The sequence below is a fragment of the Pantoea sp. VS1 genome (assembly GCF_002207995.1).
Classification (GTDB): Bacteria; Pseudomonadota; Gammaproteobacteria; order Enterobacterales; family Enterobacteriaceae; genus Pantoea; species Pantoea dispersa.
Window position 1 is genome coordinate 16,056 of the sequence record NZ_NHZE01000014.1, and the last position, 24,427, is coordinate 40,482.

22 protein-coding genes are annotated in these 24,427 nt (G+C 59.1%); 2 read left to right on the forward strand and 20 right to left on the reverse strand.

Going from position 1 to position 24,427, the window contains the following annotated elements:
• Positions 1 to 86: 86 nt before the first annotated feature.
• From rpoS to cysG, 17 genes are all read right to left on the reverse strand, one after another.
• The gene (gene rpoS, locus CBW22_RS09030) at positions 87 to 1,079 is read right to left on the reverse strand and encodes an RNA polymerase sigma factor RpoS (protein ID WP_021507339.1); all 993 of its coding nucleotides are present in this window, start codon (positions 1,077 to 1,079) and stop codon (positions 87 to 89) included.
• A 51-nt stretch (positions 1,080 to 1,130) separates the two neighbouring features.
• Positions 1,131 to 2,255: a murein hydrolase activator NlpD gene (gene nlpD, locus CBW22_RS09035; protein WP_058776000.1), complete on the reverse strand. Its 1,125-nt coding sequence runs from the start codon at positions 2,253 to 2,255 to the stop codon at positions 1,131 to 1,133.
• A gap of 166 nt (positions 2,256 to 2,421) precedes the next feature.
• The gene (locus CBW22_RS09040) at positions 2,422 to 3,048 is read right to left on the reverse strand and encodes a protein-L-isoaspartate(D-aspartate) O-methyltransferase (RefSeq protein WP_021507341.1); all 627 of its coding nucleotides are present in this window, start codon (positions 3,046 to 3,048) and stop codon (positions 2,422 to 2,424) included.
• A gap of 385 nt (positions 3,049 to 3,433) precedes the next feature.
• The gene (locus CBW22_RS09045; RefSeq protein ID WP_088516498.1) at positions 3,434 to 5,278 is read right to left on the reverse strand and encodes a glycoside hydrolase family 9 protein; all 1,845 of its coding nucleotides are present in this window, start codon (positions 5,276 to 5,278) and stop codon (positions 3,434 to 3,436) included.
• A gap of 11 nt (positions 5,279 to 5,289) precedes the next feature.
• Positions 5,290 to 6,681, reverse strand: coding sequence for an OprD family outer membrane porin (locus tag CBW22_RS09050; RefSeq protein ID WP_088516499.1), 1,392 nt, complete (start codon positions 6,679 to 6,681; stop codon positions 5,290 to 5,292).
• A gap of 79 nt (positions 6,682 to 6,760) precedes the next feature.
• Positions 6,761 to 8,128, reverse strand: coding sequence for a PTS transporter subunit EIIC (locus CBW22_RS09055; RefSeq protein ID WP_088516500.1), 1,368 nt, complete (start codon positions 8,126 to 8,128; stop codon positions 6,761 to 6,763).
• Between the two features lie 30 nt (positions 8,129 to 8,158).
• Complete coding sequence (locus CBW22_RS09060; protein ID WP_088516501.1) at positions 8,159 to 9,229, reverse strand: SIS domain-containing protein; 1,071 nt, start codon at positions 9,227 to 9,229, stop codon at positions 8,159 to 8,161.
• Between the two features lie 157 nt (positions 9,230 to 9,386).
• A complete protein-coding gene (locus CBW22_RS09065) occupies positions 9,387 to 10,430 on the reverse strand; it encodes a LacI family DNA-binding transcriptional regulator (protein WP_088516502.1) in 1,044 nt (347 codons plus the stop codon).
• 15 nt (positions 10,431 to 10,445) lie between these two features.
• The gene (truD, locus tag CBW22_RS09070; protein ID WP_088516503.1) at positions 10,446 to 11,489 is read right to left on the reverse strand and encodes a tRNA pseudouridine(13) synthase TruD; all 1,044 of its coding nucleotides are present in this window, start codon (positions 11,487 to 11,489) and stop codon (positions 10,446 to 10,448) included.
• Positions 11,486 to 11,968, reverse strand: coding sequence for a 2-C-methyl-D-erythritol 2,4-cyclodiphosphate synthase (ispF, locus tag CBW22_RS09075; RefSeq protein WP_031279680.1), 483 nt, complete (start codon positions 11,966 to 11,968; stop codon positions 11,486 to 11,488). The genes truD and ispF overlap by 4 nt, the downstream gene beginning before the upstream one ends.
• Positions 11,968 to 12,684: a 2-C-methyl-D-erythritol 4-phosphate cytidylyltransferase gene (ispD, locus tag CBW22_RS09080; protein ID WP_021507349.1), complete on the reverse strand. Its 717-nt coding sequence runs from the start codon at positions 12,682 to 12,684 to the stop codon at positions 11,968 to 11,970. Before ispD ends, ispF begins: the two co-directional genes overlap by 1 nt.
• 3 nt (positions 12,685 to 12,687) lie before the next feature.
• On the reverse strand, positions 12,688 to 13,005 hold the full coding sequence (gene ftsB / locus CBW22_RS09085; RefSeq protein WP_021507350.1) for a cell division protein FtsB: 318 nt from the start codon (positions 13,003 to 13,005) through the stop codon (positions 12,688 to 12,690).
• A 170-nt stretch (positions 13,006 to 13,175) separates the two neighbouring features.
• Complete coding sequence (locus CBW22_RS09090) at positions 13,176 to 13,496, reverse strand: DUF3561 family protein (RefSeq protein WP_021507351.1); 321 nt, start codon at positions 13,494 to 13,496, stop codon at positions 13,176 to 13,178.
• Between the two features lie 54 nt (positions 13,497 to 13,550).
• Positions 13,551 to 14,156: an adenylyl-sulfate kinase gene (gene cysC, locus CBW22_RS09095; protein WP_021507352.1), complete on the reverse strand. Its 606-nt coding sequence runs from the start codon at positions 14,154 to 14,156 to the stop codon at positions 13,551 to 13,553.
• The gene (cysN, locus tag CBW22_RS09100; protein ID WP_058759743.1) at positions 14,156 to 15,583 is read right to left on the reverse strand and encodes a sulfate adenylyltransferase subunit CysN; all 1,428 of its coding nucleotides are present in this window, start codon (positions 15,581 to 15,583) and stop codon (positions 14,156 to 14,158) included. The genes cysC and cysN overlap by 1 nt, the downstream gene beginning before the upstream one ends.
• A gap of 10 nt (positions 15,584 to 15,593) precedes the next feature.
• Positions 15,594 to 16,502: a sulfate adenylyltransferase subunit CysD gene (cysD, locus tag CBW22_RS09105; protein WP_021507354.1), complete on the reverse strand. Its 909-nt coding sequence runs from the start codon at positions 16,500 to 16,502 to the stop codon at positions 15,594 to 15,596.
• 9 nt (positions 16,503 to 16,511) lie between these two features.
• Entirely contained in the window at positions 16,512 to 17,927 is a 1,416-nt protein-coding gene (gene cysG, locus CBW22_RS09110; protein WP_088516504.1) for a siroheme synthase CysG, read from the reverse strand.
• 248 nt (positions 17,928 to 18,175) lie between these two features.
• On the opposite strand from cysG, the gene CBW22_RS09115 reads away from it, so the two are divergent.
• A complete protein-coding gene (locus tag CBW22_RS09115; RefSeq protein WP_088516505.1) occupies positions 18,176 to 19,195 on the forward strand; it encodes an aminopeptidase in 1,020 nt (339 codons plus the stop codon).
• Positions 19,196 to 19,250: 55 nt separating this feature from the next.
• Here CBW22_RS09115 and CBW22_RS09120 read toward each other — a convergent pair whose 3' ends face one another.
• Genes CBW22_RS09120 through cysJ form a run of 3 tightly spaced genes read right to left on the reverse strand, consistent with a single transcriptional unit; the run spans position 19,251 to position 23,508 of the window.
• On the reverse strand, positions 19,251 to 19,985 hold the full coding sequence (locus CBW22_RS09120) for a phosphoadenylyl-sulfate reductase (RefSeq protein WP_088516506.1): 735 nt from the start codon (positions 19,983 to 19,985) through the stop codon (positions 19,251 to 19,253).
• A complete protein-coding gene (cysI, locus tag CBW22_RS09125) occupies positions 19,982 to 21,706 on the reverse strand; it encodes an assimilatory sulfite reductase (NADPH) hemoprotein subunit (protein ID WP_021507358.1) in 1,725 nt (574 codons plus the stop codon). The genes CBW22_RS09120 and cysI overlap by 4 nt, the downstream gene beginning before the upstream one ends.
• Positions 21,706 to 23,508 (reverse strand): NADPH-dependent assimilatory sulfite reductase flavoprotein subunit, encoded by a 1,803-nt coding sequence (gene cysJ / locus CBW22_RS09130; RefSeq protein WP_088516507.1) that lies wholly within the window; start codon positions 23,506 to 23,508, stop codon positions 21,706 to 21,708. Before cysJ ends, cysI begins: the two co-directional genes overlap by 1 nt.
• A gap of 293 nt (positions 23,509 to 23,801) precedes the next feature.
• On the opposite strand from cysJ, the gene queD reads away from it, so the two are divergent.
• Positions 23,802 to 24,164 carry a 6-carboxytetrahydropterin synthase QueD gene (gene queD / locus CBW22_RS09135; RefSeq protein WP_176428100.1) on the forward strand — a complete coding sequence of 121 codons (363 nt, stop codon included), beginning with the start codon at positions 23,802 to 23,804 and terminating at the stop codon, positions 24,162 to 24,164.
• Positions 24,165 to 24,427: the final 263 nt, after the last annotated feature.

Here is a 24,427-nt window from a genome sequence, read left to right on the forward strand (position 1 = left end):
GGCGCGTGCACGGCGCGCGCCGGCCTGAATGTCAGGCATAAAAAAACGGTGACCTTATGGTCACCGTTTTTATTGCCAGCTACGGCTTATTCGCGGAACAGTGCTTCGATATTCAGACCCTGCGTCTGCAGAATTTCGCGCAGACGACGCAGACCTTCTACCTGAATCTGACGGACACGCTCACGGGTTAAACCGATTTCGCGGCCCACATCTTCCAGCGTTGCCGCTTCATAGCCTAACAGGCCGAAACGACGTGCCAGCACTTCACGCTGCTTGGCATTAAGTTCAAACAACCACTTAACGATGCTCTGTTTCATATCATCGTCCTGCGTGGTGTCTTCCGGACCGTTGTCTTTCTCATCGGCCAGGATATCCAGCAGCGCTTTCTCGGAATCACCACCTAACGGCGTATCAACCGACGTAATGCGCTCGTTGAGACGCAACATACGGCTTACGTCATCAACTGGCTTGTCCAGCTGCTCGGCGATCTCTTCCGCACTCGGCTCATGGTCCAGCTTGTGCGACAGTTCACGCGCGGTACGCAGGTAAACGTTCAGTTCTTTAACAATGTGAATCGGCAGACGAATAGTACGGGTTTGGTTCATGATAGCCCGTTCAATGGTCTGACGAATCCACCAGGTGGCATAAGTTGAGAAGCGGAACCCGCGTTCCGGGTCAAACTTCTCTACGGCGCGAATCAGGCCGAGATTACCCTCTTCAATCAGATCCAGCAGCGCCAGACCACGATTGCTATAACGACGGGCAATCTTTACCACCAGGCGTAAGTTACTTTCGATCATGCGACGACGAGAAGGAATGTCACCGCGTAATGCGCGACGGGCGAAGAACACCTCTTCTTCCGCCGTTAACAGTGGTGAATAACCAATCTCGCCGAGGTAAAGCTGCGTCGCATCCAGAACGCGTTGCGTCGCACCCTGTGACAGCAACTCTTCTTCAGCTACTTCATTATCACCAGGTTCGTTCTCAACGAGAGCCTTCTCATCAAAAACCTCAGCTCCGTTCTCCTCGAATTCCGCATCATCGTGTAACTCATTAACTTTCAGCGTATTCTGGCTCATAAGCGGCTCCTACCCGTGATCCAAGGGCAGAACACCTAAGGTTCTGCCGGATTATCGCTGCGGTAAATAACGCAACGGGTTTACGGATTTCCCCTTGTAACGAATTTCAAAGTGCAATCTTACTGAACTGGTTCCGGTGCTACCCATGGTAGCGATTTTTTGCCCCGCCTTAACTTCCTGTTGTTCCCGGACCAGCATGGTATCGTTGTGGGCGTAGGCACTCAGGTAATCATCGTTGTGTTTGATGATGATTAAATTACCGTACCCGCGGAGCGCGTTGCCTGCGTATACCACTCTTCCTGATGCAGTGGCGACGACAGGTTGTCCACGCGACCCGGCGATATCGATCCCTTTGTTTCCGCCTTCCGCAGCGGAGAAGTTATCGATGATCTTCCCATCAGTCGGCCAACGCCAGCTTCCCACTGGTGTTGTGCTATTAGTTGTGCTGCTAACTGTGGGCGGTGCGGTAACCGGAGCTGTGGTCGTTGCCACATTATTTGCCCCTTTCGACGGCAGCATTTTCCCGCCTGTCGAACCCGAATCATCAGAATACGTAATAACAGGTTGCTGTGCAACAGGGGTGGATTTAATTTGCGTCTGATTCGATGCCACCGGAACGCCGCCCTGCGTGGCATCCGCTGCGGTTATCGCGTTACCACCGGTGATGGTCTGACCGTTACCGTTACCCACCTGTAACGTCTGCCCGGCGCTCAGGCTATAGGGCGCCGCGATATTATTGCGCTGTGCCAGATCGCGGAAATCATTGCCGGTAATCCAGGCAATATAGAACAGCGTATCGCCTCGCTTAACGGTGTAGGTTTCACCGCCGTAGCTGCCTTTAGGAATATTCCCATAATTGCGATTGTACACAATACGACCATTTTCGGTGGTCACATTATTATTGCCACTAACCATTCCACCCGCAGGCGCGGCTGATGGTGTACCACCGCTTAACATTCCACCACGCGGCATCGCCGGCACGGTGCTGTTCTGCGCGGCGATCATGCCGCCGCCTGTGGTGGGAGCAGCAGCCATCCCGCTGTCGCCGCTGTTGCTGCCAATCTGGCTGATGGGGGCTTGTGTGTTGTCGCCAGAGCTACAGCCTGCCAGCCAAAAACCGACCAGTGAAAGTGCCGCCAGACGGCGTAATTGAAATACTGTGCTTCCCGTGCTCATTGATCCCCCGTGATGGCAATCCTGGATAAAACTGTGTGTCGACGTTGACCGCATGATTCACTATCTGTGCCGTCAAAAACGCGCTTTCGCATTGATTAACAAGGATAGTAACAATATCAACTGCGCCATGCCATGTAACGATTGTGAAGAAATACGTAAGATGGCTTTATGCCAGATCGCCCTGAACCAGCGGCACAAAACGCACCGGCTCAATCGTTTCTTCAATAATTTCACCACCCTGACGACGCAGGCGCTTAAGTACCTGCTGGTCCTCACCCACCGGCAGCACCATTTTGCCGCCTTCTCCCAGTTGCGCTATCAGCGCAGTCGGAATTTCTGGCGGTGCGGCAGTCACAATAATGGCATCAAACGGCCCCCGCGCGGCCCAGCCCTGCCAGCCGTCGCCGTGGCGTGTGGAAATGTTATGCAGATCGAGCTGCTTCAGGCGGCGTTTCGCCTGCCACTGCAGCCCTTTGATGCGTTCAACCGAGTAAACGTGGTTAACCAGATGCGCGAGAATGGCGGTCTGATAACCCGAGCCAGTGCCAATTTCCAGCACGCGCGAGGTCGGGTTCAGCTCCAGCAGCGCCGTCATGCGCGCCACCATATAAGGCTGAGAAATAGTCTGGCCATTGCCAATCGGCAGCGCCACGTTCTCCCAGGCTTTATGTTCAAAAGCCTCGTCAATAAAGCGTTCACGCGGGACATCAGCGATGGCTTTCAGCAGATGCTCATCGTGAATACCCTGCGTGCGCAGTTGGGCCAGAAGCGTTTCGATGCGCCGGTTTACCATGCCGGATTCACCTCAGCCTGGTACAGCCCGTCGCCTGCCCTCTTCCGCGCCACGCCGGCGCCAGGATCAACCTGTCGTAATGTCTTCACGCCAGGGAACACGCCAATGCCGGGAGTCTGAATTCCATCATCGTTGCTGAGCCGTATCCGCATCTGATTCTGACCTTTTTCATTAACCGGTCCACCGACCGCCGCGCCCGTTTTGCACCTTCAGCGGCGCAAGCGGTCCTGCGCTGGCGGCACAAGGATGTTTGCATTCTAGCGGTGAGGCGCGGGAAGTGGTAGGCGTAAATCACGCAACCGTCGGCAGTTGTCGCAACAATAAGCAGTCAAACGCAATGGCACCCAGTAAAAAGCCCGGCGAAAAGCCGGGCTGATTTATCACCTCAATGACGATCCGGTAAGCTCACCGCATACAGATACCAGGCCGAGTGCGGTAGCCAGCCTTCCGCCCAGCGCCAGTCGTCATCCTTCCTTGTGACCGCATAACCTTCATCAAAGGCGATACCGTCCGCCACCTGATTCGACGCGCCGGTGATGCCGTTGACGATACCGCCCGGCAGCGTGGTGTATTTCCACGAATTGAAGAACAGATAGCTGATGTGACGATAGCCGCTGCCGGTCAGCATGCTGACGTCGTACGGATTATGACCGAGGATCCAGTTGAGCTGATCCCAGGCATAGCTCTGCAATTGCTGCGTAAAGGCTTTATCGTCCGCAAACAGCGGCATCGCCTGACGGGCGGCGGCGGCCAGCGAGGCGATACGCGCGTTTTCGCCCTGCCACCACGGCGCAGCTTCGCTGTCGTGCGGGAAGAAGAAGCTGGTGCGCTTCACGCCGTCTTTCAGCTGAATCAGCTGGCGCGCATAGCCAAACGGGTTACTGCTCTCTTTAGTCACCGCCAGTTCAAAGCCCAGCGAGCGTTTCACCGTCTGGCGGATGTTCGCCTGCTGCGCCTGCGGTGCGATGCGCGCGTACTCCAGCAGCGCGATCACCGGCAGACCGGCATCGGACGGATGGAAGAACGGGCGTTTTTCGCCGTCGGCACGCCAGTAGTCATGCCAGTTATCCAGCGACGTCAGTCGCGCCATCAGGCTCTCCGCGCGCTGCTGCGCCGCAGCCAGATAGACCGCTTTTTGCGAGGCACGATACAGTTCGGTTGCCGCCAGCAGCGCGGTGTAATCATCCACGATGTTCTCTTTGCCGTCGTTCACCATGCGCAGATTATTTTTCTGCAGGAAGGCAAAGGCATCTTCTGCGGTTTGCAGATACTGCTGCCGCGTAAAGTTACCGTCATTTTCCATGGTGCTGGCCAGCGCCAGCGCGGCAATTGACATGCCGGCACCGGAGCGGAAGCTGGCCTGCCACGCCAGCGGGCCGACCGCCTCTTCTTCAACAATGGTGGAATCTGACTCCTTCTCTTTGATCTGCGTGCGCCAGTTGGGATTGGCGATCACCCGGTCCTGAGCCAGCTTCTCTTTGCCCGGCGACGAGATCGCCTGGAAGAAGGATTCCCCCGGCCGCTTCATGCGCACCAGGAAATCGGCACCGTACAGCCCTTCGTCGAGCATGCGCCGGCGATACTCATCAAAGTTCGGGTTGTCACGCGCACCAAGATTTTGATAACCGCGCAGTAAGCTCCACGCCACCAGCGGCGCCTGCTGCGGATTGAAATAAGAGGTCAGATTCTGGTGCGACAGGTGCACGCCGTAATCGCCGGTGGCGTCATACCAGCCGCCGTGGACGTCAACCGTACCGCTGCCGGTGCCCGGTGGCAGCGGCAGTTTGCGGTCCGCCTTATCGAACAGGCCGGTGACGCGCTGGCTTTTGAAGTAAGCAATTACATCGGACAGCGTATAGCGCTCGAGCAGATCGGCACCAATAATGAACGGCCCGGAGCGCACATCGCCGTCGCTGCTGGTGGTTTGCAGCACGTAACGGCCCGGCGTTTGCCAGCCGGAGAAATCGGCACGATAGAAGGTGCGATCGCCCCAGCCCGGCACATCACCCTGCGGCTGCAGCGTGCCGCTCAGCACCGCTTTATTGGTCTCATTATCCAGCAGGGTAAATTTCACCGGCGGTTTGGCGCGCGAGTCGCCGGTCAGCTGCACGATGGCGTTTTTCGGCGCGGCAACATCGTAGCCCACCTGATTGATTAAAACGTGGGTTTCGGCGTGCGCCAGCCCGGCCAGTAACAGCGCTGCGGTCAGCGCGGAGAAGCGAATCCTCATGGTCATCATCCTTAGTGTCGTGAGTGATTGAACAGGCTAAAAGGGGCAATCATCATGAATTTGACGTCCTTTTCATCCTGGAAAACGTTGCCATAGCCGCCGCCCCAGCTGGGGTTATCGCTATGGTTGTTGTAGGCGGTGAGATGCAGCTTAAATACCGTGTCTTTGGCCCAGCCGGACTGCACCTGCCACACCAGATCGCCATTGATGGCGGTTTCCGTCAGGCGCTGCTGCTGCGACCAGTCGCCGCCGCGCGCCGGTTTACCGTCCCAGCCCCAGGCAAACGAGCCACCGATGCTGACGCCCGGCCAGACGATGTCGCTGAGATCGATCATCAGGCCTGCGAACAGCGCTTTTTCGCCGTCGGCGTTGAAGTCAGAGCGCGAATCCCACCACATATCGATGCGGCCCGCGGAGTTGGGATAGATCGGCGTCATCGCCACGGTGTAGTAACCCTGTTTCCCCGGTGCGTGTACTGAGCTGCCCTCGAGCCGGAACTGGTAGCGATCCCACTGGTACGCCAGCGTCAGGCCCTGCTGCCAGGCAAACTCATCGTAAACATCATGGCGGCCGGTACGATCCTGCGAGCCGTAGAACTGCCAGCTGACGCTGAACGGGTTATCCCACAGCGTGGTCTGGCGTGCCGCTTTGGCGAAATATTTGTCGAGATAATGCGGAGATTCCCCCCACGCCAGCTCCAGCGTGTTGCCGTTTTTGAAGTCATACTTCGCGCCCAGCGAGTGCAGATAAGGAATGCGTGTTTGCCGGTCGATTTCGCGAAACTCGTACATTTTGCGATACCACGGTGCTTTGTACTTGTTGGCGCCCATCCACGACAGCGACAGCGCGCCGGCAGCGCCATAGTCATAGACCGCCCCGACTTCCACGCCCTGGTAGGTGCCGGGCAGAAATCCCCATTGGGTGCCAAGCAGCGTCTGGCCGCTCGGCTGGATATAACCGGCCCGCAGCCAGTAGTCGCCGGCTTTGAGTTTCAGCGCGGCACGGTAGAGATCCAGCCCGTTACGTTCGCCGACGCCACGGTCTTCCCACATCGAAGGCCCGTGACTGAAGCTGATCTCGTTGGGATGCGCCGGGCTGCCTTCAAACAGATCCCAGGTGGCGAAGGCCGCCACATCAATGCCCACGGTATCGGCCAGATAGCCGGACTGATAATCGAGCGCGCCGGTCAGCGTGCTGTGATGCAGGTTGGTCTGATAGTGCTGATAGTGCGTGCTGTGCGGATCGAGATCTTTACGCTCACGGTGGCGCTGCCAGTAATAGACGGTGCCCTCCAGCGTGCTGTCTTCAACAAATCCTTCCGCCAGCGCCGGCGGTGCCGCGCCCAGCATCAGGGTGGCCAGCGGCAGCAGCGCTGCCTTTTTTCTCCTGGTGAATGTGTTCATGACCTTTCCTTAAGGTGCACGCGGCCCTGCGAAGCAGCCGCATGCGATTTCCCTGTTTTGGTGTTAACGAATCAGCGCATCAGGCGCCGGTTTTATTCACGCTGCGCAGCGTCCAGCGGCCGTAAATCAGCGTCAGAATGAATGGGGTGAGGAAAGCCACGGCAATTGCCGCCACTTCATAGATCATCTTCGACTCAGGACCTTCGAACAGGCCAAGTTCAAACACGTTCAGCACCGGCAGGAAACTGTAGGTTTTCACCTGCAACAGCCCGGTGATGCCACCGCCGAGCGCCGCGCCGATGCAGCCGAAGATAAACAGCATGCGGTACTTGAGATTGACGCCGTACAGCGCCGGTTCGGTGATGCCAAAGAACGCTGACAGCGACGCCGAGATTGCAATCTGCCGGTCGCGCAGGCTGCGGGCGATGAAGATCGCGCCGGTAACCGCGCCAAACTGCCCCATCACCGCCGACATAAACATCGCCATGATGGTGTCGTAGCCCTGCACCTGAATATTGATCAGCGCCAGCGGGATGATGCCCCAGTGCACACCAAACACCACGAACAGCTGACCAATGCCCGCCAGCAGCGCGCCGGAGATCATCGGGCTAAGCTGATAAAGCCAGCTGTAGCCACTGGCGATGCCGACGCCAACGTAATCCGCCAGCGGGCCAATCACCGTGAACACCACAAAACCACAAATCAGCAGTGACAGGCACGGCACAAACACCAGCGCTGCCACCTCGGGGATCCACTGTTTCAGCCGGCGCTCAACCTTGCTCAGCAGCAGCACCGCCAGAATCGCCGGAATCACCGCGCCGCCGTAAATCTTCAGGCTGATGCTCAGGCCGAACAGCGCAAAGTGCGCCGGCAGATCCGGCTGGGTGAGCGGAAACACCATCGCTGCCGTCAGCGCCAGCGCGGTGAAACGGCTGGCACCGAAACGATCCGCCGCGGTAACCGCAATAAACAGCGGCAGAAAGACAAACACGCCGCTGGCCAGCGCGTTGAACATGGCGAATAGCAGGTCATCGTCCGCCACCCAGCGCTGCGTCTGCAGCAGCACCATGATGCCTTTGATCACCCCGATGCCGGCCAGTACGCCAATGTAGGGCGTGAAGATAGCGCCGAGCGTGGCCAGCATTTTGCCCGCAACGCCGCGCTCGTCTTTGCCGGGCTTCACCGGCTCGGCCACCGGCGCTGCGCCCTGCTGCATCGCCTGAAACAGCTGTTCGACCTGCGGCCCGACCACAATCTGCAGCTGTCCGGACGCGTTCACCACGCGGATGACGCCCGGCAGGCTACTGATGGCCGGCATATCGACACTGGCCAGATCGTTTATCGTCAGCCGCAGCCGCGTGGCGCAGTGTGAAATGTGGCTGATATTATCGTCGCCGCCGACCTGTTCCCTGATGGCCTGCGCCAGCTTCACGTAATCGAGTTTCATTGTTGTTATCCTTATGGCTCGCGCCCGGCGTTAGTCGTAATCACCCGGTTTGGTTTTGCTCTTCATCGCCACGCCAAAATCAGTGAATATGCGCTGCGGCAGATTGTTGCCTTTGGCTTCAGCGATGTGATGCGCGAGGATCTGGAACGGAATCACCATCAGCAGCGGCGCCATCCATTCGCTGACCTCCACGCCGAGCGCCAGCGTGCGCGTATCATCACTTTCCCCGAGACACAGACTCCAGACGTGCGGCGTCACGCGCTGCTCATACTGGCGCAGCAGCTGCAGGCGTTCGCGCACCGGCGCCTCGACGTCGATAAAGAACAGTCGGTGCTGCGGATTGATTTCGAAATAGGGGCCGTGCATGAATGCTTCCAGTTCAATGCCCTGCGACGGCACGCGCACCGTTTCGCTGAATTTGGTCTCCATTTCTTTGATCACGCCAATCGCCGGACCAAAGCCAATCGAGATAAAGCGTGGCGCCGCAGTGAGATCGTCCTGCCAGCGCTGCCAGAAGCGCTCGGTGCGGGCGATGATGTCCGGAATCGCGTCGACGCCGTGCTGCAGTTGCGCCAGCGCCTGCTGCTCCTGCTCTGCGCTGAGGCGACCGCTGTGGCGCGCGCTGTGCACGCCAATCAGCATCAGCGTCAGGATCGTGGCGACATAGCCTTTGGTGACATACCCGACGCGCTCCTCGCCGTTCATGATGTCTACGGCATGATCCACCGCCTGCGCCAGCGGACTGGTGATTTTGCTGGTGATGCCCCAGGTTGCCACGCCGTGCTGTTTTTTCAGCGCGTCAATCGCTGCCAGCGTCGAAGTGCTCTCGCCGCTCTGTGAAATCGCGATCACCAGATCGGTCGCCGGATCCCACTGCTCGTAGTGCTGAAAATGAAACGGCTCCTGCACGCTGATGCGTACGCCGGTCAGTTGCTCAACGTAATATTTGGCGCTGAGCGCGGCGTTGATGCTGGAGCCGGTGGCCAGAATCAGCACTGTTTTTGCCTTGCCCAGCACCGGTAATCCCTGCGGATAGCACGCCAGCAGATGGCTCAGCACCTCGGGTTGCTGGTGGATGTAGGTCATCATGGTGGGTTTCATTACCGCTCCTTAAACTGTTTTCCCGCCAACCTGAAAACGTTTTCAGGTTGTGAGTCAACTTATTTAATGGCGCATATTAAGTCAACGTGAGGATCGTGAAATTGCGATCGCGCTAACAAAGCGCAACGAAAGCAGGCGGAACGTTAAGGGGAGAAGATCAGGCGGATTCGCCGGGGATCAATACCGGCTTTAGCGGTGCGCTGCAGCGCGCGTGCGGGCTTAAGCTGCCGTCCAGCTGCGCCATCATCATGGTGATAATGTTTTGCCCCAGCTGCGGATTCTGGTGATCGACACTTGTCAGGCGCGGGATAAAATACTCGCTGCCGGGGAAGCGCTCGCAGCTGATGACCGCGACCTGCTCAGGCACGTCAATGCCGCGATCGCGTAACGCGCGGATCGCGCCCATCGCCACGCGATCGTTGATTGCCACCAGCGCCTGCGGTTGCTCTGCCTGCTGCCACAGCGTATCAATCGCCTGATAGCCGTGTTCAGGATAGAAGTTATTCAGGCAGATCCAGCTGTCGCACGGCGTAATGCCGGCCTGCTGCAGCGTGGCGTGGAAATGACTGACGCGCTCGCGCGTCACCCACACTTTGCGCGAACCGCCAATAAACGCGATATCACGCAGGCCGCGCGCCAGCAAATGATTCACCGCCAGCCCGACGCAGTGCTGCTGGTCGCGCATCACGCACGGCCAGCGGCCAGCAGGATGCGGCTGCCCCACCACCACCACCGCCATTTTGTCCATCAGCGATTCCAGCAGCGTCAGGTAGCCGGCCGGAATCGGCGCATAGTCGCTGTGGCCGCCGAGCACGATCACCCCATCGATCTGGCTATCGATAATCGACTGAAAAATCGCGCTTTCATCATCGTCGTGCTGAGGGCTGCGGTTGGCCGACTGGGTATCGTACAGGGTGATTTTGTAACCGATGGCCAGACAGGCCTGCTGAATCTGCGCCACCAGCGTGACGAAGTAAGGGTTAGTGATGTCAGAGACGATCACCGCGAGGGTGTAGCTCTGGCGCGATATCATGCCGCGCGCCATCAGGTTGGGGCTGAACTGATGCTCGGCGATCACCTGTTCCACCCGCGTGCGGGTTTTTTCCGACACCCACGCATGCTTGTTGAGCACGCGCGAGACGGTGGTGATCGACACACCGGCGAGTACGGCAATATCCTTGATGGTAAGATTTTTGCTCATCGTCGCCGGGTTCGCTTATTCGTCGCCGAGCGGGGCCGCCGCGCCGTTGCTCAGCAGCTCACGCACTACGCTGGTGGCAAAACTGCCGGCCGGCAGCCAGAACTGCAGCTCGAGCGTGACGTCATCCCACCAGTTCCATTGCAGATCTTTCGGCACCACCAGCATGGCGCGCCGCGCCGCATCGACGCGTTCACGCTCCAGCAGACCCAGCAGATCGGCCGCGCCCGCCAGCTGCTGCTGTTCAAACGCCAGCGTTTCGCCCTGAGTGCCCAGCTCGCCGCGCCCGGCCAGCGGCCCGGTAATGCGCAGCTCGTGGTTATCCACACGCTGCTGCAGCGCAGGTAACTCGTCCGCCTGGGCAACAAACCAGCTGCCGCGCCCGCTGAGCTGCAGCGCATCGCCGGGCTGCACGCGATCCAGCGCACCGTCACGCTGCAGGCGCGCGCTGGTCAGCTGATTGAACAGCTGGCTGCGCGCCGCCGACAGCAGAATGCCTTTCATACTGCGGTCGCGTGGACGGAATTTCTCCTCTGCCCACAGGCGCGCCTGCGTCAGGTTATTGCCGCCGCGGCCAAAGCGCTGTTCGCCAAAGTAGTTGGGCACGCCCTGCTGCTGAATCCGCTGTAGCCGCGATTCCACCTGCGCGCGATCGGACACCTGACGTACCACCAGACGAAACGCATTGCCCGCCAGCGCGCCGGTGCGCAGTTTACGCTTGTGGCGAATCACCTGCAGGATCTCCACGCCTTCCAGCTGGAAGCCGGCAAGGTTGGGCATCGCCGTGCCCGGCACGCGGAAGCACAGCGTCTGCTCGGTGACCGCGTGGCGATCTTTCATGCCGGCGTAGCTGAGATCGCGCTGATGCACGCCGAGAAATTTGGCGATTGCCTCAGCGACAAAACGCGTATTGCAGCCAATTTTACGGATGCGCACCAGCAGCTGCTCGCCTTCGCCATCATAGGGATAGCCGAGATCTTCAATCACCACGAAATCTTCGGGACTGGCTTTGATCACCCCAGTGGCAGCGGGCACGCCGTGCAGGTAGAGCAGCTCACTCATGCCCGATCGGCCTTCACCAGCAGCGCCACGGCTTCGCAGGCGATGCCTTCACCGCGACCGGTGAAGCCCAGCTTCTCGGTGGTGGTGGCTTTGACGTTGACATCATCCATGTGGCAACCGAGATCTTCGGCGATGTTGACGCGCATCTGCGGCACGTGCGGCAGCATTTTCGGTGCCTGAGCGATGATGGTGACATCGACGTTGCCGATGCGGTAGCCCTTCTGCTGGATGCGACGCCAGGCTTCGCGCAGCAAACCGCGGCTGTCGGCGCCTTTGAATGCCGGATCGGTGTCCGGGAACAGTTTACCGATATCGCCCATCGCCACCGCGCCCAGCAGCGCGTCGGTCAGCGCATGCAGCGCCACATCGCCGTCGGAATGCGCAATAAAGCCCTGTTCGAAGGGAATACGCACCCCGCCAATCACCAGCGGACCTTCGCCGCCAAACGCGTGCACGTCAAAACCGTGACCGATACGCATCATGCGTGCTCCTTTAACTGAATCTGAGTGAGATAGAAGGCCGCCAGCGCCAGATCTTCCGGCCGCGTTACCTTAATATTGTCGCTGCGTCCGCTGACCAGCTCAGGATGATAACCGCAATACTCCAGCGCCGAGGCTTCATCGGTGATGGTCGCGCCTTCATTGAGCGCGCGCGTCAGGCAGGCGGTCAGCAGCGCATGCGGGAAAAACTGCGGCGTCAGCGCATGCCACAAATCATCGCGTTCGACGGTATGCGCAATGGCACCTTTGCCGGGCTCCGCGCGCTTCATGGTGTCGCGCACCGGTGCCGCCAGAATCGCGCCGACTTTGCTGTGCTCACGCACCGCCAGCAGACGCGCTAAATCATCGGGATGCAGACACGGACGCGCCGCGTCGTGCACCAGCACCCAGGCACTGTGGCGGATGGTCTGTAATCCGGCCAGCACCGACTCGGCGCGGGTTTCGCCGCCGGTGACGCGCAGCACGCGGGCATCCTGCGCCAGCGGCAGGCTATCGAACCAGCCGTCATCCGGGCTGACTGGCACCACCACCTGCTTTACCGCCGGATGCGCCAGCAGGCGCGCCACGCTGTGTTCGAGCAGGGTTAATGGACCGATAGTGAGATACTGCTTCGGACAGGCGGCCTGCATGCGGCTGCCGATACCGGCAGCCGGCACCACGGCAATCACATCCGCAGAGGAAGAGAGCTGATTCATGGTTTATCGTTGTTGGTTCTGCGCCGCTTGTTGCGCATTACGTTTGTTTTGGTCTGGCACCAGACGATAGAAAGTCTCGCCAGGCCTGATCATGCCCAGCTCGCTGCGTGCGCGTTCCTCGATCGCCTCTGAACCGCCATTGAGATCGTCAATTTCGGCAAACAGCTGATCGTTACGCGCTTTGAGTTTGGCGTTATTCGCCTGTTGTGACGCCACGTCTTCGCTGACGCGCGTGTAATCATGGATACCGTTCTTGCCCAGCCACAGAGAGTATTGCAACCATCCCAGCAGCACGAGCAGCAGTAACGTCAGTTTTCCCATCCCCGCCCCCTGAAAAACGGCTCAATCATCCCATAACTTGACGCCGGACTCCACTGCGGCAGCGAAAATGGCGCGCAAGCAGATTTGTCTGGACAAATAATGACGGGGAAAGCGCCGGACGGCAGGTAAAGTTTTGTAACCTGCCGATGCGTTTGCACATCAGCGCCGGATTACCAGCCGGAGAGAAAGGAGAACAGCAGCCAGAACAGGCACACCACCACCAGGGCGGTGATCAGGCCGCTCCACCACAGCCGGCCACGCAGCATCAGGCTGAGCACGATGCCAATCAGCACCGAAACCGGCAGCAGCGCGAGGAAAAAAGGCCAGGTGTAAAGAAAGAAAAACAGCGTGTTAGAGCCGTACAGCAGAAACGGGATGCCCAGCGCACACCAGTACGAGAGAAAGCCGATCACGCCGCCCGGCAGCGATGAGCGTGGCTCATCCGGGGTGCGTTCATCTTTGCGTGCCAGCATGGGGGTAACGTTCTGCATAGAGATCCTGTTGACGCTAAAGCGCGGCAAACCGTGAGATTTGCCGCTGTCGGTTCAGGATCTGATGATATCGTGGTGGCGCAGCAGGTCTAACAATTGGCCGGTCAGTTTTGTAACCAATTGTTCACCATCCAGCTGGATTTCCGGCGCGTCTGGCGCCTCGTAAACGCTGTCGATACCGGTGAAGTTACGCAGCTCGCCGGCACGGGCTTTTTTATACAAGCCTTTCGGATCGCGCGCTTCGCACACCGCCAGCGGCGTATCGACGAACACCTCGATAAACTGCCCGTCACCGAGCAGATCGCGCACCATCTGGCGCTCGGCACGGTGCGGCGAGATGAACGCCGTCAGCACCACCAGTCCGGCATCCACCATCAGTTTCGCCACTTCACCCACGCGCCGGATATTCTCTTTGCGGTCTTCATCGCTGAAACCGAGATCGCGGCACAGGCCGTGACGCACATTGTCGCCGTCCAGCAGATAGGTGCTGACGCCCAGCCGGTGCAGCGCCTGCTCCAGCGCACCGGCCACGGTGGATTTACCCGAGCCTGAGAGCCCGGTAAACCACAGCACCACGCCACGATGGCCGTGCTGCTGTTCGCGTTCAGCGCGCGTGACCGGATGGTCATGCCACACCACGTTTTCGTCGTGCTGCGCCATTACTGACCGCCCAGCAGGTCGCGCGCGTTCCAGTGCGGGAAGTGACGGCGCACCAGCGCGTTCAGCTCCAGCTCGAAATCACTGTACTGGCCAGCCTGACTGCGCGCGGCGCTCAGCGGCTGATGGATCATGCCGGCACCGACGGTCACGTTGCTCAGGCGATCGATAAAGATCATGCCGCCGGTCACCGGGTTCTGCTGGTAAGCATCCAGCACCATCGGTTCATCGAAGGTCACTTCTACCAGACCGATGCCGTTGAGCGGCAGGCTGTCGACCGCGCGTTTTTCCAGCGTATTGATCTCCACCTGATGGAGAATCTTTTCGATGCGGCCACGCGCTTTCTTGCCGGCAATTTTCACTTCATAGCTTTGTCCCGGCTGCAGCGGCTGCTCCGCCATCCACACCACGTCGACGGTCGCGGACTGCACCGCCTGCAAATCGGCGGCGGCATCCACCAGCAGATCGCCACGGCTGATGTCGATCTCATCGTTCAGCACCAGGGTAATCGCCTCACCGGCGGCCGCCTGCTGCAGGTCGCCGTCAAAGGTGACGATACGCGCAACGCTGGATTCCACGCCGGACGGCAGCACTTTCACCCGCTGGCCGACGCTGACCACGCCCGACGCCAGCGTACCGGCATAGCCACGGAAGTCGAGGTTCGGCCGGTTAACATACTGCACCGGGAAGCGCATCGGCTGCGTGTCGACCACGCGCTTCAGCTCTACCGTCTCCAGCACGTCGAGCAGCGTCGGGCCGCTGTACCACGGCATGGTTACGCTCGGGGTGGCGACGTTATCGCCTTCCAGCGCCGACATCGGCACAAAGCGGATATCAAGATCGTCCGGCAGCTGCGCGGCAAAATCGAGGTAATCCTGTTTGATCTGCTCGAAGGTCTCCTGGCTGTACGCCACCAGATCCATCTTGTTGATCGCCACCACCAGATGTTTGATGCCCAGCAGCGTGGCGATGAAGCTGTGGCGACGGGTCTGATCCAGCACGCCTTTACGCGCATCGATCAGCAGGATCGCCAGATCGCAGGTTGAGGCACCGGTCGCCATGTTGCGGGTGTACTGCTCGTGCCCCGGCGTGTCGGCGATGATGAACTTGCGCTTCTCGGTGGAGAAATAGCGATAGGCCACATCGATAGTGATGCCCTGCTCGCGCTCGGCCTGCAGGCCATCAACCAGCAGCGCCAGATCGAGTTTCTCGCCCTGGGTGCCGTGGCGTTTGCTGTCATTGTGCAGCGATGACAGCTGATCTTCATAAATCTGGCGCGTATCGTGCAGCAGACGGCCAATCAGCGTACTTTTGCCGTCGTCGACGCTGCCGCAGGTGAGAAAACGCAGCAGGCTTTTGTGTTGTTGCGCGGTCAGCCAGGCTTCAACGCCGCCCTGCTCGGCAATCTGTTGGGCAATAACGGTATTCATCGGCGTCTCCTTAGAAATAACCCTGACGTTTTTTCAGTTCCATCGAACCGGCCTGGTCGCGGTCAATCACGCGCCCCTGACGTTCACTGGTGGTGGAGACCAGCATCTCTTCAATGATTTCCGGCAGCGTCTGCGCCTCGGATTCCACCGCGCCGGTCAGTGGCCAGCAGCCGAGGGTACGGAAACGCACCATACGCTGCTTAATCACTTCACCCGGCTGCAGGTTGATACGATCGTCATCAATCATCATCAGCATGCCGTCGCGCTCCAGTACCGGGCGCGGTGCTGCCAGGTACAGCGGCACGATTTCGATGTTTTCCAGGAAGATGTACTGCCAGATATCCAGCTCGGTCCAGTTGGAGAGCGGGAACACGCGAATGCTTTCGCCTTTGTTGATCTGACCATTGTAGTTGTGCCACAGCTCCGGACGCTGGTTTTTCGGATCCCAGCGGTGGAAACGATCGCGGAACGAATAGATACGCTCTTTGGCGCGCGACTTCTCTTCGTCACGGCGTGCGCCACCGAATGCCGCATCAAAACCGTATTTGTTCAGCGCCTGCTTCAGGCCCTCGGTTTTCATGATGTCGGTGTGTTTGGCGCTGCCGTGCACGAACGGGTTAATACCCATCGCCACGCCTTCCGGGTTACGGTGCACCAGCAGCTCTGCGCCCATCGCTTTCACGGTGCGATCGCGGAACTCGTACATTTCACGGAATTTCCAGCCGGTATCAACGTGCAGCAGCGGAAACGGCAGCGTGCCCGGATAGAAGGCTTTGCGCGCCAGATGCAGCATCACCGAGGAGTCTTTACCGATGGAGTACATCATCACCGGATTGCTGAACTCGGCCGCCACCTCGCGGATGATATGGATACTCTCTGCCTCCAGCTGGCGCAGATGAGTGAGACGATTTTGGTCCATAATTTTTCCTCAAGCCAAATTGACAACGGCGGACTCGCGAGCCCCCTGCTGTGCCGAATGTTGGAACCAGGCAAGTTGCCCGTGCAGATTCACCACTTCGCCAATCACTAATAGCGCTGGCGTCGGCGCGGCAGCTGCCAGCGCCTCGAGTTGTGCTAAGGTGCCGGTCAGCACCTGTTGATCCTGGCGCGTGCCGCGACCAATCACCGCCACTGGCGTTGATGGCGCGCGGCCGTGTTCGATCAGCCCGGCGGCAATTTCCGCCGCTTTCACCGTGCCCATGTAAATTGCCAGCGTCTGCCGCGCGCGCGCCAGCGACGGCCAGTCGATACCGTCGCCGTCGGCGCGGCAGTGACCGGTAATAAACAGCACGCTCTGGGCATAATCGCGGTGGGTTAACGGAATACCGGCATACGCGGTAGCACCCGCGGCCGCGGTGATGCCCGGCACCACCTGGAACGGAATGCCCGCCGCCTGCGCCGCCTGCAGCTCTTCGCCGCCGCGGCCAAAAATAAACGGATCGCCGCCTTTCAGGCGCACCACGCGCTTGCCCTGCTGCGCCAGCGTCACCAGCAGCTGATTGGTCTCTTCCTGCGGCACCGAATGGGCGCCGGCGCGTTTGCCGACGCAGATACGATCGGCATCGCGTCTTACCAGCTCCAGCACTTCGTCGCTGACCAGATGGTCATACAGCACCACATCGGCCAGCTGCATCACCTGCAGCCCGCGCAGCGTCAGCAGACCGCTGTCGCCCGGGCCGGCACCGACCAGCGTGATTTCACCCTGATTATCAGAGGTGTTTTCCAGTTCGCGATCGAGCGTGCGGCGCGCCTCGTTGACGTTACCCGCCGCCATCTGGCTGGCAAACAGGCCATTAAAAGCCCGCTCCCAGAAGCGACGACGGTCAGACATTTTGTGGTAGCGCTGTTTGACTTTGTCGCGCCACTGACCGGCCACTTCGGCCATCTGCCCGAGATTGGCGGGCAGCAGCGCTTCGATTTTTTCACGCAGCAAACGCGCCAGCACCGGCGCGGTGCCGCTGGAGGAGATCGCCACCACCAGCGGTGAGCGGTCAACAATCGACGGGAAGATAAAGCTGCATTTCGGCTGGTCGTCGACCACATTCACCAGCTTGTGGCGCGCATTGGCGGCATCAAATACCTGCGCGTTGAGGGCGTTATCGTCGGTGGCGGCAATCACGAGGAAAACATCGTCCAGCTGCGCCGCGTCGAAGTGCTGAGCAATCCACTCGATGGCGTTAATGTCGCGCAGCGCCTGCAGTTCATGGCCGAGCTCGCGCGCGGCCACTTGCACGTGCGCACCGGCACGCCGCAGCAGCTCAATTTTACGCGCAGCGATTTCGCCACCGCCGACCACCAGCACCGGACGGTTTTTGAGATCGGCAAAGAGAGGCAAGTAATCCACGTTAACCTTGTTAGTTTTACAATAAGTTAACGCGACTATACGTCCCCGCCTTCTGGCAGATGAAATTACGAATTAGCATGAGTAGTTACCAAATGGAATAACGCACCGGGATTGCTGATAACAATTTGTGCTTAACAAATGATATTGCTGGTGTTTCGGAGCGATACAAATTGTGCAGGCGGCGTCACAGTTTCATACTAACTCAGAATTTTTTTACCCTGACGGGATGTCAGAAAAGGACAACCACTATGTTTGCCACTCTCCGCCGCAGCGTGCTGGCAGCACTGATTGCCGGCGGTTTGCCTCTTTTGGCGCAGGCTGCAGCGATCGCCCCTGGCCACTTTGCCGAACAGCAGTTGCGTCACATCGCCACTTATTTCCCCGGCCGCATGAGCGGCAGCCCCGCCGAGCTGATGACGGCAGATTATCTGCAGCAGCAGTTCACCCAGCTTGGTTATCAGAGCAATACCCGGCAGTTTAACACCAGCTATAACTGGCTGGAGAAACAGGGCATCACGCGCCGCCATAAAGTGACGGCGACCTCGGTGATCGCCGCACGCGCCGGCAGCGTGCCGCAGGAGATTCTGATCGTCACCCATCTGGATACCTGGACGCCGCTCAGCCAGCACGAGGCAGATAATAATCTCGGCGGCCTGCGATTGCAGGGCGTGGACGATAACGCTTCCGGGCTGGGCGTGATGCTGGAGCTGGCGCAGGCGCTGAGTCAAACGCCGCTGCACTATGGCGTGCGCTTTGTGGCACTGAGCGCAGGCGAAGCCGGTTTACACGGTATGGATGATTATCTGGCGCGCATGAGCGTGCAGGAGAAGAAAGATACGCTGCTGGTGATCGATCTGAATAGCCTGATCGTTGGCGATCGCCTCTACTTTAATAACGGCATGAATACGCCAGCGGCGGTACGCAAGCAGACCAGCGCGCGCGCCCTGCAGATTGCGCACCGTTACGGCATCACGGCCGCCAGCCACGCGCTGACCGCACGCGATTACCCGGGCGTTAATCCGTTTGATAAAGCCGGGATTCCGCTGCTGGACGTTACCGCAGCCAACTGGGCGCTGGGCAATAAAGCCGGTGAGCAGCAGCGCGCTCGGTCACCTCACTTTCCGGAGGGTACGGTGCGCCACCAGACCGGGCGCGATAATCTGACTTACATCGACCACTGGCTGCCGGGGCGCATCCATCAGCGCACGCGCGACAGCGTACGCATTTTGCAGCCGCTGCTGACGGAGCTGGCTAATCCGACGTTGTAAGATCTTGCCGGTTTTGCGGGTGCGCACCGCTGCGCACTCGCAGCAATTGCGCCCGTCAGCCTTCGTGTAACCCGCATTCGCGTTTGAGGCCGAAAAAGCGCGTCTCTTCCTCGGCCATCCCCGGCTCCCACTTGCGTGTGGTGTGCGTGTCGCCCACGGACAGATAACCTTCGTCCCACAGCGGATGGTACTTCAGCCCATGCTGCTTCAGATACTGGTGCACCTGGCGATTATCCCAGTCGATGATCGGCAGGATTTTGAACACGCCACGCTGCACGGCCAGTACCGGCAGGCTGGCACGGCTGCCAGACTGATCGCGGCGCAGGCCGGCAAACCAGGTCTGCGCACCCAGCGTTTGCAGCGCGCGGTTCATCGGTTCGACTTTGTTAAGCTGGTTGTACTGCTCGATCCCTTCAACGCCCTGCTCCCACAGCTTGCCGTAGCGCGCTTCCTGCCACGCCGGTGAGGTTTCGGCGCGGAAGATCTGCAGATTCAGGTTCAGCTGCTGCGTCAGTTCATCAATGAAGCGGTAGGTCTCAGGGAACAGATAACCGGTATCGGTGAGGATCACCGGAATATCCGGGCGCTGCTGCGTGACCATGTGCAACAACACCGCCGCCTGAATACCAAAACTCGACGACAGCACAAAGGCGCCCGGCAGCTGCTCCAGCGCCCAGCTGACGCGCTGTTCGGCAGAAAGCTTTTCCAGATGGACGTTGCTTTCCGCCAGCGCCATGATGCGATCGACTTTGCTGCCGCTGTTCAGGCTGGCGAGATCGGGTAGTGTCATACTGCCTCCGGGTCCCAGAAATCACGGGCGGGATCGACCACCGGCTGCACAATGCCCGCGCGAATCACGAAGTCACCAAACCCTTCATCCGCCGTGCGCTCGCTGGCCCAGCGCGCCACCAGCTCATCGATGCTGGCGAGGATTTCGTTTTCCGTGATGTTTTCGCGGTACATGCGCGGGATGCGCGTGCCGATGCGATTACCACCAATATGCAGGTTGTAACGGCCCGGCGCTTTGCCCACCAGGCCCAGTTCGGCCAGCATGGCACGCCCGCAACCGTTCGGACAACCGGTAACGCGTAACACTATGTGCTCTTCGCCGACGCCGTGGCGGTGCATGATCTCCTCCACTTTGCTGACAAAGGACGGCAGGAAGCGTTCGGCTTCAGCCATCGCCAGCGGACAGGTCGGGAAGGCCACGCAGGCCATGGAGTTTTCACGCTGCGGCGTGACCGCTTCCATCAGGCCGTGCTCACGCGCAATGGCTTCGATCTGCGCTTTCTGCGCCTCCGGTACGCCGGCCACAATCAGGTTCTGATTGGCGGTCAGGCGGAAATCGCCCTGATGCACTTTGGCAATCTCCGCGATACCGCGCTTCAGCGGACGGCCCGGATAATCCAGCAGGCGACCGTTTTCGATAAACAGCGTCAGGTGCCATTTCTTGTCGATGCCCTTCACCCAGCCGATGCGATCGCCACGGGTGGTAAATTCGTACGGGCGAATCGGCTCGAAGGTCAGGCCGGCACGCTTCTCGACTTCGGCTTTAAAGGTCTCGACGCCGACGCGCTCCAGCGTGTATTTGGTTTTGGCATTTTTACGATCGGTGCGGTTACCCCAGTCGCGCTGCGTGGTGACCACCGCCGCAGCCACATCAAGGATCTTCTCCACCGGCAGGTAACCAAACTCGCTGGCGGTGCGCGCGTAAGTGGCTTTGTTGCCGTGCTCAATCGACAAACCGCCACCGACCAGCAGGTTAAAGCCAATCAGCTTGCCGTTCTCCGCAATGGCGATGAAGTTCAGATCGTTCGCATGCAGATCGACATCGTTATGCGGCGGCACCACCACGGTGGTTTTAAACTTACGTGGCAGATAGGTCTCACCGAGGATCGGCTCCTGATCGGTGGTGGCGACCTTCTCCTGATCCCACCAGATCTCGGCGTAGGCGCGCGTCTGCGGCAGCAGATGCTCGGAAAGCTTTTTCGCCCACTCGTACGCTTCCTGATGCAGCTCTGACTCCACTGGGTTCGAGGTACACAGCACGTTACGGTTGACGTCGTTGGCGGTAGCCAGCGCGTCCAGTCCGACTTCATGCAGCATCTGGTGAGTTGGCTTGACGTTCTTCTTCAGAATGCCGTGAAACTGGAACGTCTGACGGTTAGTCAGGCGAATGCTGCCGTACAGCGTTTTGTCGGTGGCAAATTTATCAATCGCCAGCCACTGCGTTGGCGTGATGATGCCGCCCGGCAGACGGCAGCGCAGCATCATGGCATGACGCGGTTCCAGCTTCTGCGCGGCGCGCTCGGCGCGGATGTCGCGGTCATCCTGCTGGTACATGCCGTGAAAACGGATCAGCAGGAAGTTATCGCCGGTAAAGCCGCCGGTCAGGCCATTGTCGAGATCTTCTAAAATGGTGCCGCGCAGGTAGTTGCTCTGCTTTTTCAGACGCTCGGCGTCAGAAAGTTTGCCTTCAACCACCAGCGGTCCAGGATGTTTTTCGCTCATTAGTAAACGTCTCGCTGATAACGGCGCTCAATGCGCAGCTCACTTAAAAATTCGTCAGCGGTTTCACGATCCATGCCGCCGTGTTCGACCACCACATCCAGTAATGCCTGTTCAACGTCTTTCGCCATGCGATTGGCGTCGCCGCAGACGTACAGGTGCGCGCCCTCTTCAATCCAGCGCCATACTTCCGCCCCTCTGGCGCGGATTTTATCCTGTACGTAAATCTTTTCGGCCTGATCGCGTGACCACGCCAGATCGATATGGGTCAGCAGACCGTCTTTAACGTATTTCTGCCACTCTACCTGATAGAGGAAATCTTCGGTGAAGTGCGGATTACCAAAGAACAGCCAGTTTTTGCCGCTGGCACCGTCGTTTTCACGCTGCTGCATGAAGGCGCGGAACGGGGCAATGCCGGTGCCCGGGCCGATCATGATCACTGGCGCATCCGGATTGGCCGGCAGGCGGAAATTATCGTTATGCTCGATGAACACGCGGATTTCGCCATCTTCTTCCAGCCGATCGGCCAGCCAGGTGGAAGCGCCGCCGCCGCGCTGACGGCCGTCAATTTCATAACGCACCGCGCCGACGGTGATATGCACTTCGGTTTCGTTCTCCGCCTGCGACGAGGCGATGGAGTAAAGCCGCGGCGTCAGCGGACGCAGCAGGCCAGTCAGCTGGCCGGCGTTCAGTTCAGTGGGTGCCTGGCGCACCATGTCGACAATCGGGAAACTCTGCGCGAAGCTTTGCAGCTTCGGCTTGTCGCCCGCCAGCGCCAGCAGCGCCTCGTTGCGCGACAGGGCCGCATACTGCTCGACAATCTGCGGCGTGTTAACCGTCAGCTCAAAATGTTTCTGCAGCGCCTCGGCCAGCGGCAGAGTTTCTCCGCGCACCTCGACCTGCTCATCGCCTTTCAGCCATACCAGCTGCAGCAGCTCCTGCACCAGTTCCGCATCGTTTTCATACCATACGCCGAGCGCATCGCCTGGCTGGTAACGCAGACCGGAATCCCCCAGATCGATTTCGATATGGCGCACGTCTTTATCTGAGTTGCGACCGGTAATTTTCTGGTTTAGGGCAAAGCTGGCGGTGAGCGGCGCTTCTTTGGTGTAAGGACTGCTGTCCACCAGGTTGACGCTGCCAGCCGCGCTGGCTGCCAGCTGCGCTGCCGGTTCCGCCGGCACGCGCGCTTTGAGAATATCGGTGAGCTGCAGACGCCAGGCGCTGGCCAGCTCGCTGTATTCAACATCGGCATCCACGCGATCCAGCAGGCGTTCGCCGCCCAGTTCGGCCAGACGCTGGTCGAAGTCTTTACCGGCCTGACTGAAAAATTCATAGGAGGTATCGCCAAGACCGAACACGGCAAAGGCGGTATCGCTCAGCTTCGGCGCTTTCTTCGACAGCAGGAATTTATGCAGCGCTACCGCCTCTTCCGGCGGTTCGCCCTCGCCCTGCGTTGAGGTCACGATGACCAGCAGTTTTTCCTGACCGATCTGTTTGAATTTGTAGTCGCCGGCATTCACCAGGTTGACGCTCAGTTTCGCCGCCAGCAAATCGTCACGCAGCTGCTCGGCCAGCCGGCGCGCATTGCCGGTTTGTGAGGCGGAGATCAGCGTAATGCCCGGCACCTCAGCGGCGGCTGGCGCAGGCGCGGCAACGGTGCCCGGTGCCTGATTAACCATGCCCCAGAAGTAGCCAGAGAGCCATGCCAGCTGCGTTGGATTGAAATCGGTGGTCGCGGCCTGTAAGCGCGCAATTTGCTCCGGGGATAGCGGAAGCATCGCTGGGGGTGCCTGAGTCGTCATCGCGTTAAAAATTCCAGTGTCAGAAATCCGTACCGGGAAGCGGCGGAAGAGTGGGTAGGTTACCGACCTGTATATTAACGATTAAATAAGGCTTCGACATAATAAATAACCAAAATGACTAAGTGGTTTTTTGGGTCAACCTAACCAGTAAAAGTGGTAAATAAAGTTGTCATAATTCAATCAGTTAATTTACGGCGTAACCGGCAGATCGGCAGAAATGCCCTTTTCAGCGCTGGCGGGTGCGAAAAATCTGCTTTTCAGGTAGACTTCAGCGGTTTTTACGTCTGAGAGCCATTATGTCTACCACGCTGTTTAAAGAGTTCCAGTTTGAAGCGGCCCACCGCTTACCTCACGTGCCGGAAGGGCATAAATGCGGTCGTCTGCACGGCCATTCATTTCTGGTGCGACTGGAAATTACCGGTGAAGTGGATGCGCATACCGGTTGGGTAATGGATTTTGCCGAACTGAAGGCGGCGTTCAGGCCGATCTACGATCGCCTCGATCACCATTATCTCAACGATATTCCCGGTCTGGAGAACCCGACCAGCGAAGTGCTGGCGAAATGGATCTGGGATGAGATGAAGCCGATTCTGCCTGAGCTGAGTGCAGTGATGATCAAAGAGACCTGCACCGCAGGCTGCGTCTATCGCGGCTGACAGTCGCGGTAAAGGTCAGAAGGTCGCCATCAATGGCGACCCTGTGGTGCAGTGCGGATTTTTACTGGGTGCGCATTAATGCGCATCGGCTACCATTGGCCAGGTCGCCATCAATGGCGACCCTACGGTGTAATGAGTTTTACAGGGTGCGCATTGAGGTACGACCGGGCACATGGGTAACAGATCAGACCGGGCACACAGGTAACACTTTTTGTGGTCAGTCGATCCGGATAATACGCTTTTCTGCCCGGTCATAATACGCA

What these genes read in the sequence shown, in the direction of transcription:
- ispD (WP_021507349.1), bottom strand. Translation starts at nt 12,684, where the DNA reads ATGAATCAGCTCTCTTCCTCTGCGGATGTGATTGCCGTGGTGCCGGCT.
- cysI (WP_021507358.1), bottom strand. Translation starts at nt 21,706, where the DNA reads ATGAGCGAAAAACATCCTGGACCGCTGGTGGTTGAAGGCAAACTTTCT.
- CBW22_RS09040 (WP_021507341.1), bottom strand. Translation starts at nt 3,048, where the DNA reads ATGGTAAACCGGCGCATCGAAACGCTTCTGGCCCAACTGCGCACGCAG.
- cysJ (WP_088516507.1), bottom strand. Translation starts at nt 23,508, where the DNA reads ATGACGACTCAGGCACCCCCAGCGATGCTTCCGCTATCCCCGGAGCAA.
- CBW22_RS09115 (WP_088516505.1), top strand. Translation starts at nt 18,176, where the DNA reads ATGTTTGCCACTCTCCGCCGCAGCGTGCTGGCAGCACTGATTGCCGGC.
- CBW22_RS09065 (WP_088516502.1), bottom strand. Translation starts at nt 10,430, where the DNA reads ATGAGCAAAAATCTTACCATCAAGGATATTGCCGTACTCGCCGGTGTG.
- CBW22_RS09045 (WP_088516498.1), bottom strand. Translation starts at nt 5,278, where the DNA reads ATGAGGATTCGCTTCTCCGCGCTGACCGCAGCGCTGTTACTGGCCGGG.
- CBW22_RS09055 (WP_088516500.1), bottom strand. Translation starts at nt 8,128, where the DNA reads ATGAAACTCGATTACGTGAAGCTGGCGCAGGCCATCAGGGAACAGGTC.
- ftsB (WP_021507350.1), bottom strand. Translation starts at nt 13,005, where the DNA reads ATGGGAAAACTGACGTTACTGCTGCTCGTGCTGCTGGGATGGTTGCAA.
- cysN (WP_058759743.1), bottom strand. Translation starts at nt 15,583, where the DNA reads ATGAATACCGTTATTGCCCAACAGATTGCCGAGCAGGGCGGCGTTGAA.
- truD (WP_088516503.1), bottom strand. Translation starts at nt 11,489, where the DNA reads ATGAGTGAGCTGCTCTACCTGCACGGCGTGCCCGCTGCCACTGGGGTG.
- CBW22_RS09050 (WP_088516499.1), bottom strand. Translation starts at nt 6,681, where the DNA reads ATGAACACATTCACCAGGAGAAAAAAGGCAGCGCTGCTGCCGCTGGCC.
- cysD (WP_021507354.1), bottom strand. Translation starts at nt 16,502, where the DNA reads ATGGACCAAAATCGTCTCACTCATCTGCGCCAGCTGGAGGCAGAGAGT.
- CBW22_RS09060 (WP_088516501.1), bottom strand. Translation starts at nt 9,229, where the DNA reads ATGAAACCCACCATGATGACCTACATCCACCAGCAACCCGAGGTGCTG.
- CBW22_RS09120 (WP_088516506.1), bottom strand. Translation starts at nt 19,985, where the DNA reads ATGACACTACCCGATCTCGCCAGCCTGAACAGCGGCAGCAAAGTCGAT.
- nlpD (WP_058776000.1), bottom strand. Translation starts at nt 2,255, where the DNA reads ATGAGCACGGGAAGCACAGTATTTCAATTACGCCGTCTGGCGGCACTT.
- rpoS (WP_021507339.1), bottom strand. Translation starts at nt 1,079, where the DNA reads ATGAGCCAGAATACGCTGAAAGTTAATGAGTTACACGATGATGCGGAA.
- CBW22_RS09090 (WP_021507351.1), bottom strand. Translation starts at nt 13,496, where the DNA reads ATGCAGAACGTTACCCCCATGCTGGCACGCAAAGATGAACGCACCCCG.
- ispF (WP_031279680.1), bottom strand. Translation starts at nt 11,968, where the DNA reads ATGCGTATCGGTCACGGTTTTGACGTGCACGCGTTTGGCGGCGAAGGT.
- cysC (WP_021507352.1), bottom strand. Translation starts at nt 14,156, where the DNA reads ATGGCGCAGCACGACGAAAACGTGGTGTGGCATGACCATCCGGTCACG.